Raw genomic sequence first — 17,840 nt, forward strand, 5'->3', positions numbered from 1 at the left:
TTGATTGGCATTATACTAAATGTTAAAGAGAGGTCCTGAATTTTACTTAAAACTAACAATCCACAATTAATTTAAATTAAAATAATATCAGGATTCCTCTCTAAAACTAAGATTGCCCCCATTTTTCCTTGATAGCTAGACGTTAGCAGATACGATGTATAGATCCATTGTTTATTCGGTTATTAGAATAGCATCTCCTACTTCCCTTTCTCCTGAGATGTCTGATGATTTTCCCGTTTTTCTATTTTTAATGACCATCATACTGGAGCCTCCTCCATCCAGGTTAAAGGCCGTTGTACAACCTAATTGTTTAAACAATGTCGACATTTCTGTAATGGAAGCACCTGCTGTAATTGTGGGTTGCCTCCCATAGACTACAACTATATAAACGTCGTTATTCTTAATTCCAATGGCAGTTCTTGGATGTCTTCTGACAACCCACCCATGATAAAACCCTTTTCTATTGTTTTGGGCGTCATCAGAAATAGATGATTTGTCTTTTTTGTCGACAAAATCATCAGAGACCTTGAAGTTTTGAAATTGGGTTTCGAAACCTTCTTTAAACCTGGCATGAGGGTCAATTTTACCATTATCCAATAAGATAGGACCTCCATTTATTAAGTAGATACCATTTTTTAATTTAATTTCTTTTTGATCGGTAAATACTTTTGTTTCTACCCGAATAGTTTGATTTTTAGCGATGAGGGAATCTAATTCTTCAATATAACTACCTGTGGCTTGTATAAGGTATCCTTTTTCCGGAATTTCACCTCCTCTATATGTATTTTTGGAAATTACTTTTCCTTCTTCATTAATAATAAACTCGATACCTTCTCCTTGAATACTCTTTTTTCCAAATTGCTTATTAAAAAGAATTATTTCATTGGGGTTGTTACATACAAAATCGTGAATCGGAATTCTCGATCTTACCGAGTCTATTTGATTTCCGCAGTTTAATACTTTACCTGCCTCTCTATTTATCCCGTGAATTAAAAAAGAAGTGTCATTAATAAATAGTCGTAATCGCGTAGTTACATTTTTCGCTATTGAAACTTTTTTGGGCGTATTATTGTCTATAACCAGGGCACTTCTTCCATTAGTAGCCTCACTTACTAATTCACCGTTTATAACAGAAATACCGGCTGGTTCTCCATCGACTCCAACAGTATTGTTCCAGGCAAAAAAACCACCATTAATAGCAGCTAAGGCATTATTTTTTTTAGAAATATCAGTTACATATGCTTTCTCCTTGATTACATTTTTCCCTAAAGCAGAAGATATATTCCCTTTAAAACTAGTTAAATCTATTTTTAAAATACTTAATAGAAAAGGACCAGAGGTTGGTTTATTGTCTTCAGCTGTATGCCTTACGGTCATTTGTATGCCTTCTGATTTGAGCTCCTGTTCTTTTTTTTGAGCATCCTTGATATTTTCGAATTTTCCAACCCGGACAATGTTTCCGAGAAATTCACCATGTGGTCCTTTTTCAGCTGGTTCTTCTATCCATGAAATGGTTCCTTTCTCTTTTAACTTTTTAAGTAAGTCTTTTTCTGTTTTTTCTGAAATAGCTCCCGAAGAAAGAACAAAATAATCTTTTGGAGAGGGACTCCCCCGCTGAATTTGATAGAAAAATAATCCTTCTGCTAATTTTTTGTAACTGACTTGCTGGTTTAATCCTTTTCTGCCTATGGCTAAATCGGGAATTTTAGAGTCATTAGATACATTCGAGCAGGCGTATAGTGTGAATAAGATGTAATATGCTAATTTTTTCATTGATTCATAAATACTATGTGTTATGATTATTAAGAGAAAGTTTAGAGAACGAATATCCTGGTTTGTTCTCTAAACTTTCAAAAGCTACTTCAAATTAATAACCTGGATTTTGCTTAATTCCGGTTAGATCTATTTCTCGTTGGGGAATAGGGAGCAATAACTGATTTTGTTCGGTTACATTCTCCAGTCGCTCTAATGCTTTATTGGTCCGGACTAAATCATACCAATAAAAACCTTCTGCATAAAACTCCTTTTGTCTTTCGTCAAGGATTGCATCGATAAATCCTTCCTGACCGGTAATGGTCGTATGAGATGCTAATCCTCTGATATTTCTTAGTTGGTTCAATCGAGCCATTCCAGATGGGAACCCTTGTGCTTCTGCACTAATTAAGTACATTTCTGCCATTCTGCTCACGACCACCGGCATATTTCTGCTTTCGGAATACTTATTTACAATATTCTGGCTGTTGAATGTCGTAATAGATGCATTTTTTCTTAAGTCTTGATCCGAAAACAACTGGTTGAATATAATATCGGTAGGAGCAAACTGTTGAGATCCTGATATGGGATGATCATTAGGATTAAATACTACGTATTGTCTTACGAGTTCAACAGGCGTATTACCTAAAGAAAAGATAACTTCTTTGTTTCCATTTATACTAAAAATGGAGGCAAAATCTGTAGCCAATGAAAATTGACCAGAAGAAGAGGATATAACATTTTCTGCCATGATCAATGCTTCTGAGTGATTCCCTGTTGCTATATATACTCTTGCGAGCAAAGCTTGAATGGCTTCTTTAGAAACAAAATTTTGATTGCTAAAATCATCGGCTAAAGGGAGCGCATTGGTCAGATCAGAAATGATAAAATCCCAGGTGCTATCAATTGTACCTCTCTGAACAATTTCAGTGGTGTTTTTAGATATTAATGGCACTCCACCAAATCGTGTGACCAGATAGTAATACGACAGTGCCCTGAAATACAAAGCAGTTGCTTCTTCTGTTTTGAAATCACCTTCTAAGTTATCGATGACTTCCAGTGCTAAATTAGCACTGAAGATGGCTTCATAAAGTTCTATCCACCAGCTTTCTGTTTGTGTTGGGTTTAGTCTGTTTCGTATATAATTTACATCATCTCCTGCAAATAGAGGAGTTGCTTCAAAGTGATGTGCTAACAAATCAAAATCAATAAACCTGTTACCAATGCCAATAGTAGATTTATTATATACTCCATTTATCAGTTGTGGCAGATCTGAAGCAGTTAATTGAGATGGGTCGATACTCTCTTCAGGAAATAAGTTTAATTCATTAGAACACGATGCTGTTAATAGCATGATGAATAAGATATAAAACAGACTGTATTTTTTATATAATTTCATGATTCCCAAAATTTAAAAGTTTATAGTTAACCCTAATATTACTGTTCTTAACGGGGGAGCCGTCAAGAAATCTGCGCCAAATGTTCTAGGGTCAGAACTATCTGAAGCTTCGGGATCATATCCGGAGTATTTCGTAAAAGTAAATAAGTTTGTTCCGGTAGTATAGATTCTAAAATTATCCACAGATAATTTTTTTATAAGGGTATCGGGTAATGAATATCCTAATGTGATGTTTTTTATTCTGAAAAAAGAACCATCTTCAACCCATCTTGATGATGCTTGATTATTATGAAAAGCAGCACCTGTTCCACTGGCAATTGCTCTGGGAGTTGTGTTACTCGTTCCGGGACCGGTCCATCTGTTTTGAGCCGTACTTCTCAACATACCAAACTGTGAGAATCCTAATCCATCGACTCCTCCACCAACTCTGATAGATCCAGCAGCTCCACCTGCCAGAAAGCCTCCTGACCGCCAGGCAGCATAGATGTCATTTCCTATTGAAAAACTGGAAAATATAGATAGATCAATATTTTTATATTTAAAACTATTATTGATACCTCCAAAAGCATCGGGAAAAGCATTTCCTACAATTTGTCGATCACTGGCATTAATCAGACCGTCATTGTTAATATCTTCATAGATGACATCTCCTGCTCGTACACCATTTGCGGCTAATGAAGAAGGAACGTCACTATCAGACTGATAAATTCCTATTTGTTTTAGGAGATAAATTGACCCGATAGCTTCTCCTGTTTTTAAAACATTATATCCTAATGGAATGGGTTTTTCGCTTAGGAGTGACGTAAGTTCATTCTTGGCTGTAGAGATATTGAAATCCAGATTCCATGAAAAAGAATCAGTATTTATAATAGACGTATTTATTCCTAGTTCAAACCCTTCATTGGTCATACTTCCAATATTTTCAGAGAAGGTTGTGAATCCGGAGGTTCCATGTACAGGACGATCGTATAATAAGTCATCAGTATCCCTGGTATAATAATCCATTGTTACTTTGATTCTACTATCAAAAAGATGAAGATTTAACCCGATATTTGTCGAACGGGCTTGCTCCCAGGTTAGATTAGGATTGGCTAATTGGTTTGCTGTAAGACCGCTATTGCCCAGGTAGTCTGCTCCTCCGGAAACAAGTGCCAAAGAATTATAATTACCGATACTACTAGTACTTCCGGTGACTCCATAAGAAGCTCTTAGTTTTAAGAAGCTGACCCATGAGTTTTCTTCTAGAAAAGGTTCGTTGGAAAGAATCCATCCTGTGGAGACAGAAGGGAAATTTCCATATCTTTTTCCATCAGCAAATCTCGAAGAACCATCCCGTCTAAAAGATGTGTCTAATAAATATCGATCTTTAAAAGTAAAAGAAACTCGTCCCAAATATGAATCCAGTGCATTTTCGGACTTAGCCCCAAATGCAAACTGAGTGGCTGCTGATGAAATTGCAGTAAATGAAGGAGAGGGGAAGTTTCTCGCATCGATTAATGAAGATTCGATTACTTGTTTTTGGAACGAATGAGCTACAGTAGCTTTTAATTCAAGGTCTTCCCAGTTTTTATGGTAGTTAAAAAGATTTTCTACCAGAATATTGGTTAATATATTTCTCGAATCAAATACCTGACCATTTACATTTCTACCTCGGGGATGTAAGGGAGATCGGTAAGTATTATCATGATATGTACCATAATCGAGATTAAATGAAGGGGTGTAACTAAACCCTTCGAAAGGTTTGAATTCTCCAAAAACGGTTACAATACCTCTATAGGTTTTGTATTTAGAATCTTGTTCATTGATAACCTGTACTCCGTTATGTCGGGTTAATGTAGCAGATCCCCCAATATTATAGCTTCCGTCGGGGTGATAAGGTTGATCAGCAGGTCGCTGTTCTAAAGACCGAACCAATAATCGTAAACCTCCTTCATGACTGGCTACCCTGTTATTAATACTGTGATTACCTATTATATTGACTCCGAATTTGGCTTTAGCATTAAACTTGTGTTCGATTGTAAGTTTTGTAGAATACCTTCCGAATTCACTTTTTTTGAACCAGCCTTCCTGATTAAAATACCCAAGCGAAGTATAAAATCTGGTTTTATCATTTCCTCCGTGGATGGAGAGGTTGTGATCTTGGATGAGCGCACTTGAATTTGTAATTCCTGCTGTCCAGTCATATTCTGTTTGACCTGGGGATAAAGGATTTGAAAGCGGAGATAAAAAACCGGAATCACCAGAAGTCAGTCCTTGATCGGTATTAAAATTATTTCTGGCCTCATTATTAACTTCTAACCAAAGTGCCGTATTCGCAGTGTGAATTTTTTGAGGAGCATGCTGAATTCCGGCATAGGTAGAAAAGTTTACTTTGGCCTTTCCCTGTTTTCCTTTTTTGGTACTAATGATAATGACCCCATTGGTTCCTCTGGAACCATATATAGAAGTTGATGCAGCATCTTTTAAGATATCAATACTTTCGATATCATTAGGATTCAATAGCGCTAATGGACTCTGACTATTAACAGTACCAAAAACCTGATCATTAAGTGACGAAGGGTCTGTATTATTGATTGGGATTCCATCGATAACGATCAGAGGCAGGTTGTTTCCTTGCAAGGATCCGATTCCTCGGATATTAATCCTTTGTTGCCCCCCAGGGGTTCCGGACGTAGATGCTATCTGAACTCCGGGAACACGACCTTGTAAAACATCATCAGTAGCTAAAAAACCTGCTTTTTCGGTCTCTATTACATCTATGCTGGAAATAGACCCGGTTACTCTTCGTTTACTTTGGGTTCCGTACCCAACAACTACCACTTCATCAAGCTTATCAGAATCTTCCTGTAGTGTAATTTTTAGCTGGGTTTGATCCGTTATATTAACTTCTTTGGAAATAAACCCGAGATACGAAATGTGAAGAATTGGATTGGGATGCTTCAGTATAATCGTAAAATTTCCATCAAAATCTGTTTGTGTTCCATTAGTAGTTCCTTTTTCAATAATATTGGCACCAGGTAATGGAACTCCATTTTGGTCATATACACTACCTTCTAAGATGTGTTCTTGAGGTTCTTCTGCCTTCGGCTCCTTTTTTACTTGTTTTGATGGAATGGAAGGTTTTTTCTTTAGAATAATTTGATGTTTTCGATACACCATATAAATATCCGTACCTGAAAATAATTTTTTTAGGACATTCGATATCTTTTGATTCTTGGCATGAACAGAAAGAACTTTGTTTACGTCAATTTTCTTATGGTTATACAAGAAACTATATGCTGAGATTGACTCTATTTTGGTAAGAATAGTTTCTAGTTTGACATTGCTCATTTTTAATGAAATGCGCTTGTCTTGAGAATATGTGTTTGCTTTAATCTGAAAAAGAGAAATTATTAATAAGAGTGTTGTTAGCTTCATTTTCAGGTCAAAATTGGATAATAGTATTCGATAGAAGAACCTATCTAAGTCTAATTTTTTCATACTTTTGTTTTGATTTTTTTGATTTTCACCATTTCGATTAAATCATTAACCGAATCCAGAAATGCTCCAACATTCTCTGGATTCACTTTTTAATTAATGATCTGTTGTGGGATTGATTTTTATGTCATAGGCATAGTGTTTTTGATAATAGTTATTTAGTGATTGATATAATATTTCCTTTTCTTGTAAATGAAAAAGGGGTGTCTTCGCTAAAGGTTTTTAGAATTTCCTCTATGGTTTCTCCATTAAAAGAGGCAGAATAAATTTGGTGATTCAGTAATGGATAGTCATTCTTTATTTGTATATCAAAATGCCTTTCCAGCGTCTCTGCAATGTGTATAAAAGACATTTTTTTAAAGACTAATTTTCCTTGTATCCATGCTATATAAGGTTGAACATCAACGCTGTCAACAATTATTTTTTTTGCGGTTTTATTCCAGCTTCCCTTTTGTCCAGGGGTAAGTTTAACACGGGTAGAAGAAATAGCCGTTTTTGGGGTATTGTATAATTCAATAGCTCCTTCTACTAAAACTGTTTGGATGTCAGGGGATGTCCCATAATGTGATACATTAAATTGAGTTCCAAGTACTTTTATGTGAACTTGGTTAGCATCAACAATAAAAGGGCGGGAGGGATCTTTGACAACATCAAAATACGCTTCTCCCTGGATCGAAACATGTCTTGTTTCTTTGTCGGAAAACTGTGTCGGATAACTAATAGTACTTCCTGAGTTTAGTTTTACCTTTGTTCCATCAGATAAGACTAAGTTGAGACGTTTACCGAAAGGAATAGATAACTTGTTATATGCAGTATTGGTGGCTTTTTTATTTTTAAAATATTTTATTTCATTCCCTTTCTTTTCTCCAATGACATTGCCATCCGTATCCACTATCTTATGAATTCCATCTTCTGAAAGTGTTTCTATTTTCCCATTGTCAAGTGTAAGGGTGATATGGTCCCTTTTGCTAATTAGGCTATCAGTATTCGAAGAAGTTACTAAATTGATAATGGTGTTTTTAAAAAAATATAGACTTCCTATCAAACCTATGAATACAGCAGCATATTTCAGAAGGTTATTTATGCGAATGCTATTTTCGTCCTGCTGTATTTGATTTTTTATTTTAGAATATATTCTTTTTTTTATTTCGTCTTCTGATTCGATCTGTTCATTCCATAAAGCCTTTTCCTGAAAACTTTCGTAATAGTCCATCAGGATTTGCTCCTCCTCAGGAGTTGCCTTTTTTGCGAGATATTTCTCTAGCAAGAATAAAAAATGTTTATCATCCATTTTTTAAATAGATTTCATAGTTTATTATGAGCGGTATAATAGAGTAGTGTTTAAAAAAAGAAAGTACCCCTACTTGAAACTTCTTTTTTTTTGAGAAAAGTGTAAATCAAAATGTTTGATGTAAGAGCCATAGAGTGATTGTAGAGTACCAGGTGTTTTTTTTAGAGGCTCTAATAATTTGTAGCGCTTTGGATATATGATTCTCTACGGTTTTTGTAGAAATGTTAAGTTTATGAGAAATCTCTTTATAACTCATCTGTTCTACACGACTTAACCGAAAGACATTTCGACATTTTTCGGGAAGAGACTCAATGATGGTATTGATTTGTTCAGATAATTCTTTGTGCAGTAATGCAGAATCAGTAGAAACATTTAGAGATCTGTTATCTAGTTTGTTGATGTATGGAAGGTGGATATATTTGTTGTTTTTCTTAAGCTGAGCAAAAACTTTATAACGAGTACAGGCGTATAAATACGATTTTAATGAAGTGGTTATTTCTATTTTTTTTCGGTTGTTCCATACGTCTACGAAAACTTCTTGAGTGATGTCCTCACAAAGCGCTTTATTCCGAAGAACATTATAAGAGGAACTGTATAGTAGTTTCCAATACCGATTATACAGTTCTGTCATTGCCGAAGCATCGTTTTGGCTTAAACGTTCAAGTAATAAAACATCGGAATTTGACATAAAATTGACTAAAAAGGGTGTAGTAAATATATAAAAAAATATATGCAAAGGTTATAGGAAAATAATTCAAGTGGATTATCCCAGTATTAATTTTATGGGGTTGTGTCTTATTTTTTATTTAATTTATTTGTAGTTGCTTATCGTTTTTTTGAGAAAGATGAATTTCAGTTTTTAGAAGAATAACAATAAAAAAACAAAATAGGAATAGGTTGTGTTATTTATAGAATGAAGTTTAAATAAAGCAGTTTTTGAAGATAGGTAAATACAGGATTATATATGCCCGGCTCCTCTGATATCCAGAGGATGTGTCAGGAGATAATGAGGGATGCGCAATAAGGAGGTTTCCTCAATAAACCTAGCTGTAATATTCAGGGAACCTTGAAATTAATATTCTAAATTCTACTATAACATCCGGAGAGCTGGTTGAGGTTGTCGATTTCTTTTACGAGAACCTCTTATTTGTTTATAAAGACATAGGAGATTTTCTGTTATACAAAAGAGCTGTCAAATGAAAAAGGTAATAAGGATATGATAGAATCCACTTTATACACTTCTCCTACGGCTCCCATAAACAAAATTTCGATAGCTGAGTTTTGATTGATTTCATATTCAGATAATGTCTGTCGGCAGGCTCCACATGGGCTAATAGGTTTATTCACTACATATGTCGAAGAACTGGCAACGATGGCTAGTTTTTTTATGGTTACTCCGGGAAAATCAGATCCTGCTTTCCAGATGGCAACACGTTCTGCGCACATGCCAGATGGATAGGCAGCATTTTCTTGGTTATTTCCCAGAATAATTTGACCATTTTCCAATAACAAAGCAGCACCTACCGAAAACTTGGAGTAAGGAGCATATGCTTTGTTTTTGGCTTCTATGGCGTTGTTCATTAATACTTGGTCTTCCTGCGGGAGCATATCAATATTCTTATAGATATAAGCTTCGGTAGTGTGTTTGATCTCTTTCATACGAATACGGGATAAGAGGTATTGGTTTTATATTGTTTTGGAAGGGCTTTTATATGTTGAAGCCTGTTTCCGATCATCATATTCTAAGGTGATTTATACCTGCAGAAATGACCTTGTTCCAATAAAAAACATCCGGTCGACACAAGTGTTCTTTTTAGAGCAAGGGAATAAAAATAACAAATAATAAGCTACTTTTTGCAAATTATCAGCAATTTTGCACAATCGTTTGTTCTGAGTGTTTGTTTTTTGCGTTTTTCTCTGATCAAAGTGCCGCTTTTTAGGAGGATGGATGTTTTTGGTTGAGGTTGCTTTTTTTATTTCTATCATCCCGATGTATAAATTACCAGAAAGAAAGTATACAATTGCAAATCATACTAAAAAGAGATGATATGACTTCATTTTTAGTTAATTTATTGTTATTTCATAAAAAACCATAAGGTGTTTTTGTTTTGGTGCTTATAATTGTTGTAAAAACAGTAACATATGGGGAATACGATTAAGAAAGAAATTAAAATTGGGGAAAATATACTGGAATATAAAGAGGTTGGTCAGGGGATTCCAATGTTGTTTATTCATGGGGCATTTTCGAGTGGAAATACCTGGAGGAAGGTAATTCCTGCACTCGCGAGTCATTTTCGGTGTATCATTCCGGAATGGCCATTAGGGGGACATAAAATCCCGGTAACAAATAACATGAACCTTGATCCGGAGGGAGTTGCTGATATTATCTCAGCAGTATTGGAAGCACTTTCTATAAATAAAACTATCTTGATAGCTAATGATACAGGAGGAGCATATGCTCAGGTTTTTGCAGCACAATGTCCTCAAAAAGTAATTGCGCTTGTCTTGAGTAATTGCGAAGGGTTTGAAGTTTTTCCTCCTAAAAAGTTTGCATCACTAAAAACAATGGTGAAAGTTCCGGGATATATGTGGATTATGGCTAAGTTGTTTTCCTACAAACCATCGCTAAAATGGGATATGGCATTTGGGCTGTTATCGCATCAGTTGACAAAGGAAGAACTTTATGAATATTATGTAAAGAACTTTTCTGAAAATAAGCACATACGAGAAAATTTTAAACGATTGGCCTTGGGCTGGGATCCAAAATATACACTAAACGCGGCGGAAAAATTAAAAGATTTTAAAAAACCTGTGTTGCTGCTTTGGGGAATGGATGATACAGTATTATTTCCTGTTGAATTGGGTAAAAGGATAGCATCTATTTTCCCAAATGCTACTTTTATAGCAGTTGATAAGGCAATGACTTATGTTCAGGAAGATGATCCGGATACATTTATTGAAGGGATTCTATCCTTTACAAAAGAACACCAGCTGGAAAGAATATCTGAAGTTTTATAAGAGGGTTTATGACTAACGTTTTATTTATTGAGTATTCGTATTATGAGTATATGAGTGAAAGAAACACAGAGCAGTCTGTTTTTTGAAGAAAAACCTATTTACCGTTTTAGGGGAAAGCCTATAAAGCAAAGTAGATATAGTATCTTTGAAGGAATACTTGGTGCGGTTTTATGGCAATGGGTAGTTCGTCCGATAGAAGAGAAAGATATGAAGAATAGGTTTGGAGATGAATATGAAGTATATAAGAAGAAAGTACGTTATTGGATACCTAAAAGGTAAATTTCTTCAGAAATAATACAGGACGTTTATATCTTGATCATAGGATAAAGTATATGCATTGTATTTTTTGAGTTTTAGAAAGGGAAGTAACCTATTAGAGGGGGATTAAAAAAACGCAAGTTTACTTGCTAAAATGATAAAAACAACGGCTGTTACGAGGTCTAATTTCTTTTTTATAGACGGATTTTTTCTGATGCGATCAGATGCTTTGGAAGCAAAAAAGACAAGAGAAAAGCACCACAGCACTCCAGTTGTAATAAATGTGGCGCCAAGCAATACAAAAGGAAGAGCTTCTTTGGAATGACTAGTTGCTACAAATTGAGGTAAAAAGGCAAGAAAAAACAATGCAACTTTAGGGTTCAGCAGATTGGTGAGCACCCCTGAAAAGTAAATGTCTCGCCCTTCAGGAATAGGAGATGCAGATTGTACTGTTGTGGTTTTTGTTGTAAAGAATTCAGTATAGAGAATTTGTCCTCCTAAATACAGCATGTATAGGGCTCCTGCATATTTTATGATATCAAAAGCGACCGGAGATTGAGCAATTAATAATGAAATGCCAAAGGCGGTAAATATACAGTGAAACAACGCTCCGGTAGCTATGCCCATTACGGATAAAAAACCTGCTTTTTTACCTTGAGAAATACTTCTGCTCAAAATATACATAGTATCTGTTCCAGGAGTAATATTTAATAATATTCCTGATAGGATAAATACCTCGTAATTAATAATACCGAACATATTTGTTTCTTTTTTTGATGATTATTGATTGCGTAAAATTAATTGTAGTAGCTGGTAAAACACCACGGAAAACATGGTTTTTGGTTTGTTATACAAAAAAAGCAAGCGTATTTTTGAAAAAAAACAATGGATTATGATTAAAGATGATTTGGATTGGAAAATACTGGAAGTGTTGCAGCAAAACTCCAGGACTCCCTATGCCGTGATAGGAAGAGAGATTGGGTTGTCTGCCTCTGCGGTAGCAGAGCGGATTCAGCGTTTAGAAGATTCAGGAGTTATCGAAGGGTATGCCACAACGATTAACTTAAAAAAAGCAGGCTTACCCCTTTCGGCTTATATTTCTATTCAGGTACAAAAAACGAACCATGCTACTTTTGTTTCATATATAAAAGAGTTTCCCGAAGTAATTCAATGTAGTCGCGTTACAGGAAAGGATTGTCTGATAATGAAATGTGCCTTAAAGGATAGTAGTCATTTGGCGAATGTAATTGACCGGTTGGCCGTTTATGGAGATCCGACAACTTTGGTTGTTCTGTCTGAAGTAATCAGAAATGGAATGATTTGTAAAGAAATTATAGAATTGGCAGCAGCATTGGAGACAGGTGATATGCCAGATTAATACATATGATGATATAAAAGCCCTTGTTATGCTCATAACAAGGGCTTTTTGTATAAGAGAAAGGGAATTATTTTTCTAACCCTTTTTTTAGTACGTCCTGTATCCCGGAGAGATGCTCACTGAATTGCATCATCTGAGCTAAGACTTGTGTCATCTCATTCTTATTACCAAAACCTTTGAGTTTATTGTTTTTTACAAAAGTCTCCTTGATGGTGTTCCATCGTGTTATTTCTTCTGTAGAAATAGTTTCTGTAAGCTCTTTGTATTTTAGAAGGTTAGCTTCAGCTGCACTTGTCAGGGTTTGAGATTCGCTCTCATAATGAGAAAGAAGTAGTGTTTCCAATTCTTTTTGGTTCATAATAGGTACTACTTTCGCGACGAGTTTGTTCATATCTCTATAAGAACCTTGTAATTTGAAAGAAGGCTCTGTACGGTAGGAGTCCTCCATAGCAGCAGATTTAATATACGTAGCATTCACCTGCATTACTGTGTTTCGGATGGTTACAACTTTTTCTAGTACAGCCAAATATTCCTCGGTTTCCTGTTTGGTGTAATTCCCCTGTAATTCGATTCCCTCTCTATTTCCGGTTTCTATGATTTCTACGAAACGATACAAATCCTCAAAGTTTTTATTACTTAGCTGATGTAATATCGGGTTGGAAGTCATCGCATTTTCTATTAAGCTAAGCTTAAACAAGGCGGCAGTATCTCCTATAATATCTCCCAGATTATAGATATCGGCTCTGTTTGCTAACATATCGGGAATCTGGAATTTCTCTCCACTTTCGGTATATGGGTTTCCAGCCATGATCACACAGAATTTTTTACTTCTGAGGTCATAAGTTTTTGGAACACCGTTATATACCCCTTCTATTTTCCGGGTTCCGTCAGCCAGGGATATGAATTTTTGTAAAAACTCAGGATTACAGTGTTGAATATCGTCTAGATATAACATCACATTGTTCCCCATCTCGAAGGCGAGATTCAGTTTTTTTAATTCTTCTCTTGCGGCAGCATTAGTAGCGGCCATCGGATCTACAGAAGTTACCTCATGACCAATTGCAGGACCGTTTATTTTCATAAAGACGAGCCCTAAACGATTCGCCATATACTCCATTAAGGTTGTTTTTCCATATCCAGGAGGAGAGATGAGAAGCAACATTCCCATTCTATCAGTACGTTTACTATCTCCAATACTTCCTAATTGCTTGGAGAGGTTATCTCCAAAAAGAGGAAAATAAACCTGATCTATTAATTTGTTCCGAACAAAAGAAGAAAGAACTTTCGGCATAAACTCCGTTAGCTTTATATCTTCTTTTAACTGCTCCGTTACCTCATGTTTTGCTTTTCGATATGCTTCATATGAAGGTACTTCGATAGTTGCAAATTGCTGAAGTTTATTGCTGAAATGGTGATAATCGAATATAAATTGCCCTTCGATAACTGTCGGATGACTGCCTGTTAAGCCTTCGATTTTTTGTATAGGGCTTACATGAATGATATTGGTGTTTGATTCATGTAAGTATAAAAACAGGCATACGACCTCGTGTGCATATTGTTCTTTTTCTGGGGTTGTCGTTTTGATAAAAGACGAGACCCACTGAAGAGCAAGCTGAATCCGGTCTGTGGCATGGGTTTGTGCAATGTCTTCGGGAATAGGCTCATGTAACTTTTGATATAGCTTAGAATACATGTCCTTTTTTTTCAGGGTGGTACAGAAAGCTTCGTAAAGCTCATGAGCTGTTTGACTATAACAAAAGAAATCATTGTTTTTTAGTTCGTCAAAAATGTAAGAAGCAACCATCTCTGGTTCGAATATGGTCATTTCATCTATAAGTGAAGTCAATAACAGGCTTTCTTTTATGTCCTTAGTTAGCGCATGAATTACTGTTTTATATGCTTCACTATCCGGAAATATACGCAGTACTTCTCCCGAGGATTTGATGCGGTGGTTCCAGTATGTTTGTGCCTCTTCTGCTAGGTTGTTCCAATAATACTGTGCAAAAGCCCTGATTGTAGCAGGATATCGTAATAAACCGAGATCATGATCTTTGGTAATCAGTACTTTTAATATTTTGGCAGCATCTAAATCGTGTACTCCCTTTACATAGCCTTCGGCATAATTTTTACTGCTTTCTTCCCTTACCAGTCCTAATAAGCTTTCTTCTGACATGCTGAGTAACTGGTCCGCTGTACCGGTTTGTTGTTGCCTGTAGATTTTATATGCTAAATAACAGGCACGGTAGATACTATTGTTTTCAGAAATGAGTTCCTGATCCCAATATTTTTTAGAATTCAATAAGATTTCATTCTGTATCTCCTGATAGAAGTCGGTTCCTGTCAGATGGTATTGTAATTGCTGATCTTTATATACAATGGTAAGGTCCAGCGGCTGTTTGTTTACACCAAATTTATGTTTCCCTAGTTTGATTACATTCTCTCCATCTTCATAGAGGTCTTGTTTGTCTTTTAACTTACGGGTAGCATCTTCTTTAGAAACTTTTAGAGCTGTTTCAATAGTTTCTGCTTTTCCGACATCATCAAGCTCTTTTAGCTGATCGATAATATCTCTTAGTTTGGCGATCATTAAATCAGAGGCAAAGTACCCATTGATATCTGTAACGCTACTAAAACTTAATGCCTTTTTGCTTACTCCTTTCAGGATTCGATTGGCAGCATTTTCTAAAGCAACGGCTTTTTTGTTTCTGGCTTCAATCAGGCTGTTTTTTCTAGCTTCAAAAGCATTATAGACTTCTTCTCGTTTTTCAATAATCTGAGTGATAAACTGATCAAAATCTGCAAATCGCCCTTCAAGATCTTCTAGTTGTACAGAAACTTTATTCAGTAACTCATCCGTTTTTTCAGGCGTCTGTGCAATATCAAGATAATTGATAATACTCTGGTCTACCAGCTTTAATTGAGCAGCGAATTCTGCACTGGCTTCTCTACTTCCAAGAGATTTTATTGCATTTTTAATTCCTGCTTTTAATTGGTTAATTGTCGCAAAAATTAATGAGATATTATCGATGATTTTAGTAGAGTGAGCGGTATCTTCAATTTGTAAATTGGAGACGATATCAATAAGCATCTCTAAATCTGTGGCTATTTGATTGACGGCTTCTTCGAGTTTTTTTGCCTCAATAACCTTTTTGATAGTATCTAATTCGGCTTGTTTTTCTTCTACCCGTTGATGATAGGGAAGTAGTGCCTTATCATCTAATAAGAATTGTACACAGCGATGAGATATTTTTTCAGTTTGCTCTTCTATTGCGTTTTCCAGATCTGTAATAAAAGTTTTATCTACATATCGAATGTCATTAAGACTGATTACTTCTCCTCTCAGGGTTCTGAGTTGTGCTAGTATCTGTACAAAATCATCAATAGATCTAAAAGAACTGCTCTTTATCTTATTGAATACCTGATCGGCTTTTTCCTGTGTTTCCTTGGTGCTTTGTTTGGCAGTTTTGCGTAGTTGCACTACCTTATCGAATTCATCAATGGCTGCATTAGAGGCATTTTTGATTTCTTCTAAAGGAATATCCAGTCTACAGGTTTCTTCTTCGCGAATCCAATAATAGCTATCGATAATGTCCAGAGATGCCTGAGATACATCATTGTATAGACCATCATAATTATCTTCTTTGTTAAGCAAGGTGATTAGAGCATTACACTCTGCCATTGCTTTGACAATATCTTTATTACCGATTTTGTATAAAAGAGTGTCAGTATGTTCTGATGGAATGGCATCTCCTTGGATAAATGGAGTCTGCCATATTTGAATTACATGATGCTTGGTTTGCTCATCTTCTGTTTTGAAATAGCAGAGTTCTCCATGTTCTAACAGTGTAAATCCAGTACATACAATAGGAGTTTTGACTTCCTGTTCTATGACATTGTATGACATTAGTACATAATGCCCGTTTTCTTCTTCATAGAAAATATACAGAAAATCTTCTCCGTTAGGGGAACTTAGCTTTTTTTGAAATTTTAATTCAGAGATAGAAAGTCCGAATAATTTAAAAGCTCCTGATTGGAGATAATATCCATTAGGGAAAATGATTCCCTGATCATCAGGAAGGAGAATACAGGATTCCCCAATGCTTTCGATTTTCTTAACCTCTTGTATTTTGTGATTGTATACGAAATATCGAGGAGCTTCCTGAAAAGGTTTTATTTCCAGAGCGATGAGGTTTCCGAGGTCAGCGTATCTGAATTGCCCGTCGTCTAATGTCTGATCTACATGTACTACAGGTTCATCCAGGATTCCTTTGCCGTCATCTGTATTATCTTCTATTTTTATGGTGAGATCCCCTCCGATCGTTTCTACAAAAACTTTGTCCATGATAGAAATATGGGAATGCGTTCCGTATCGGTGCATATCTCTGTTTACTTCTGTCCATTGAAAGTCATGTTGTGTAGGGAAGGTATACTCATGATCGCTTCGATTATCAATATAGGTTAAGGTTCCTTCATTGATCAGCCATTTAAATGTTTTAATGTCTGTTGTACTCTCACTTAATTGAAAGACCATGTGTAGGTAATTGCCTATGATGGCAAATTTGGAAAAAATGGTATTTCTATAATATTTGTAAAGATTGGTAAAATCATTAATGAAGAGTTCATCTTCAATGCAGGTCAGGGGTTGGGCTACAAAGTGATCTTCCTCGTAAGTGTAGATGCTAAAAACATCTTGTAGTGTGATTTCAGTTCGTAGTCCAAAGTGTACGTTATAGCCGAATAAACAGTGATTTCCAATCGTAACAATATCTCTGGCGATACAGTTGTTTTCTGTATTGATTCTGTTATTGGCAATGAGTTTGGTTTCTACGCTTCCGAAAACATCTTTTCTCGCTGTGTTGAGTTCTTGCAGACGTTTTTGTAGTTCCGTTTTTTGAGATTGCAATCGCTTTTGAATAATCTCATAGGTTCCCCCGTCTAATGATAGATGCGTATTGTCTTTATTTTCTTCCATAATAGCAATTGCCGCTAGATGTTATCAAAATTAGTATAGAAGTGATGTTTGTCTTATCGGATGGTAATCGTTATAAGCGGGGTGTCACTTCTGGTTAGCTTATATGTTTGATCATATATTTAGTAAACTCCTCATTATATACGAATGATGTGTATATAAAAACAAGATGGAAACATGGATATATGCTTGTCTACCTGTTGTTTTTTGAGTACTTGTGTAGTGTACCCGCTTTTATCATACCAAGGACTTCTTTTTTAATATTGCTGTTTTGACTTTCCCCGTACCCCATCATCGG

The 17,840-nt window shown here is 35.7% G+C and carries 11 protein-coding genes; 3 read left to right on the top strand and 8 right to left on the bottom strand.

Annotation, left to right across the window (positions count from 1 at the left end; translation table 11 throughout):
* Positions 1 to 171: 171 nt before the first annotated feature.
* From HN014_RS09285 to cdd, 6 genes are all read right to left on the bottom strand, one after another.
* Positions 172 to 1,773: a phosphodiester glycosidase family protein gene (locus tag HN014_RS09285; protein WP_176028606.1), complete on the bottom strand. Its 1,602-nt coding sequence runs from the start codon at positions 1,771 to 1,773 to the stop codon at positions 172 to 174.
* 94 nt (positions 1,774 to 1,867) lie between these two features.
* Positions 1,868 to 3,151 carry a RagB/SusD family nutrient uptake outer membrane protein gene (locus HN014_RS09290; RefSeq protein WP_176028607.1) on the bottom strand — a complete coding sequence of 428 codons (1,284 nt, stop codon included), beginning with the start codon at positions 3,149 to 3,151 and terminating at the stop codon, positions 1,868 to 1,870.
* Positions 3,152 to 3,163: 12 nt separating this feature from the next.
* A complete protein-coding gene (locus HN014_RS09295; protein ID WP_176028608.1) occupies positions 3,164 to 6,631 on the bottom strand; it encodes a TonB-dependent receptor in 3,468 nt (1,155 codons plus the stop codon).
* Between the two features lie 151 nt (positions 6,632 to 6,782).
* Entirely contained in the window at positions 6,783 to 7,919 is a 1,137-nt protein-coding gene (locus HN014_RS09300) for a FecR family protein (RefSeq protein WP_176028609.1), read from the bottom strand.
* Between the two features lie 106 nt (positions 7,920 to 8,025).
* Positions 8,026 to 8,607 carry an RNA polymerase sigma factor gene (locus HN014_RS09305; RefSeq protein WP_176028610.1) on the bottom strand — a complete coding sequence of 194 codons (582 nt, stop codon included), beginning with the start codon at positions 8,605 to 8,607 and terminating at the stop codon, positions 8,026 to 8,028.
* 488 nt (positions 8,608 to 9,095) lie between these two features.
* Positions 9,096 to 9,578: a cytidine deaminase gene (gene cdd / locus HN014_RS09310; protein WP_176028611.1), complete on the bottom strand. Its 483-nt coding sequence runs from the start codon at positions 9,576 to 9,578 to the stop codon at positions 9,096 to 9,098.
* Positions 9,579 to 10,061: 483 nt separating this feature from the next.
* Between cdd and HN014_RS09315 the strand changes: the two genes are divergently transcribed.
* A complete protein-coding gene (locus HN014_RS09315) occupies positions 10,062 to 10,937 on the top strand; it encodes an alpha/beta fold hydrolase (RefSeq protein ID WP_176028612.1) in 876 nt (291 codons plus the stop codon).
* 54 nt (positions 10,938 to 10,991) lie between these two features.
* The gene (locus tag HN014_RS09320) at positions 10,992 to 11,216 is read left to right on the top strand and encodes an isoprenylcysteine carboxylmethyltransferase family protein (protein ID WP_176028613.1); all 225 of its coding nucleotides are present in this window, start codon (positions 10,992 to 10,994) and stop codon (positions 11,214 to 11,216) included.
* 105 nt (positions 11,217 to 11,321) lie between these two features.
* Here HN014_RS09320 and HN014_RS09325 read toward each other — a convergent pair whose 3' ends face one another.
* Complete coding sequence (locus HN014_RS09325; RefSeq protein WP_176028614.1) at positions 11,322 to 11,954, bottom strand: LysE family translocator; 633 nt, start codon at positions 11,952 to 11,954, stop codon at positions 11,322 to 11,324.
* 133 nt (positions 11,955 to 12,087) lie between these two features.
* Here HN014_RS09325 and HN014_RS09330 point away from each other — a divergent pair, with 133 nt between their 5' ends.
* The gene (locus HN014_RS09330; RefSeq protein WP_176028615.1) at positions 12,088 to 12,573 is read left to right on the top strand and encodes an Lrp/AsnC family transcriptional regulator; all 486 of its coding nucleotides are present in this window, start codon (positions 12,088 to 12,090) and stop codon (positions 12,571 to 12,573) included.
* Positions 12,574 to 12,640: 67 nt separating this feature from the next.
* Here HN014_RS09330 and HN014_RS09335 read toward each other — a convergent pair whose 3' ends face one another.
* The gene (locus HN014_RS09335) at positions 12,641 to 17,545 is read right to left on the bottom strand and encodes a DNA repair ATPase (protein WP_176028616.1); all 4,905 of its coding nucleotides are present in this window, start codon (positions 17,543 to 17,545) and stop codon (positions 12,641 to 12,643) included.
* Between the last annotated feature and the right edge of the window lie 295 nt (positions 17,546 to 17,840).

Source organism: Aquimarina sp. TRL1, assembly GCF_013365535.1.
Lineage (GTDB): Bacteria > Bacteroidota > Bacteroidia > Flavobacteriales > Flavobacteriaceae > Aquimarina > Aquimarina hainanensis.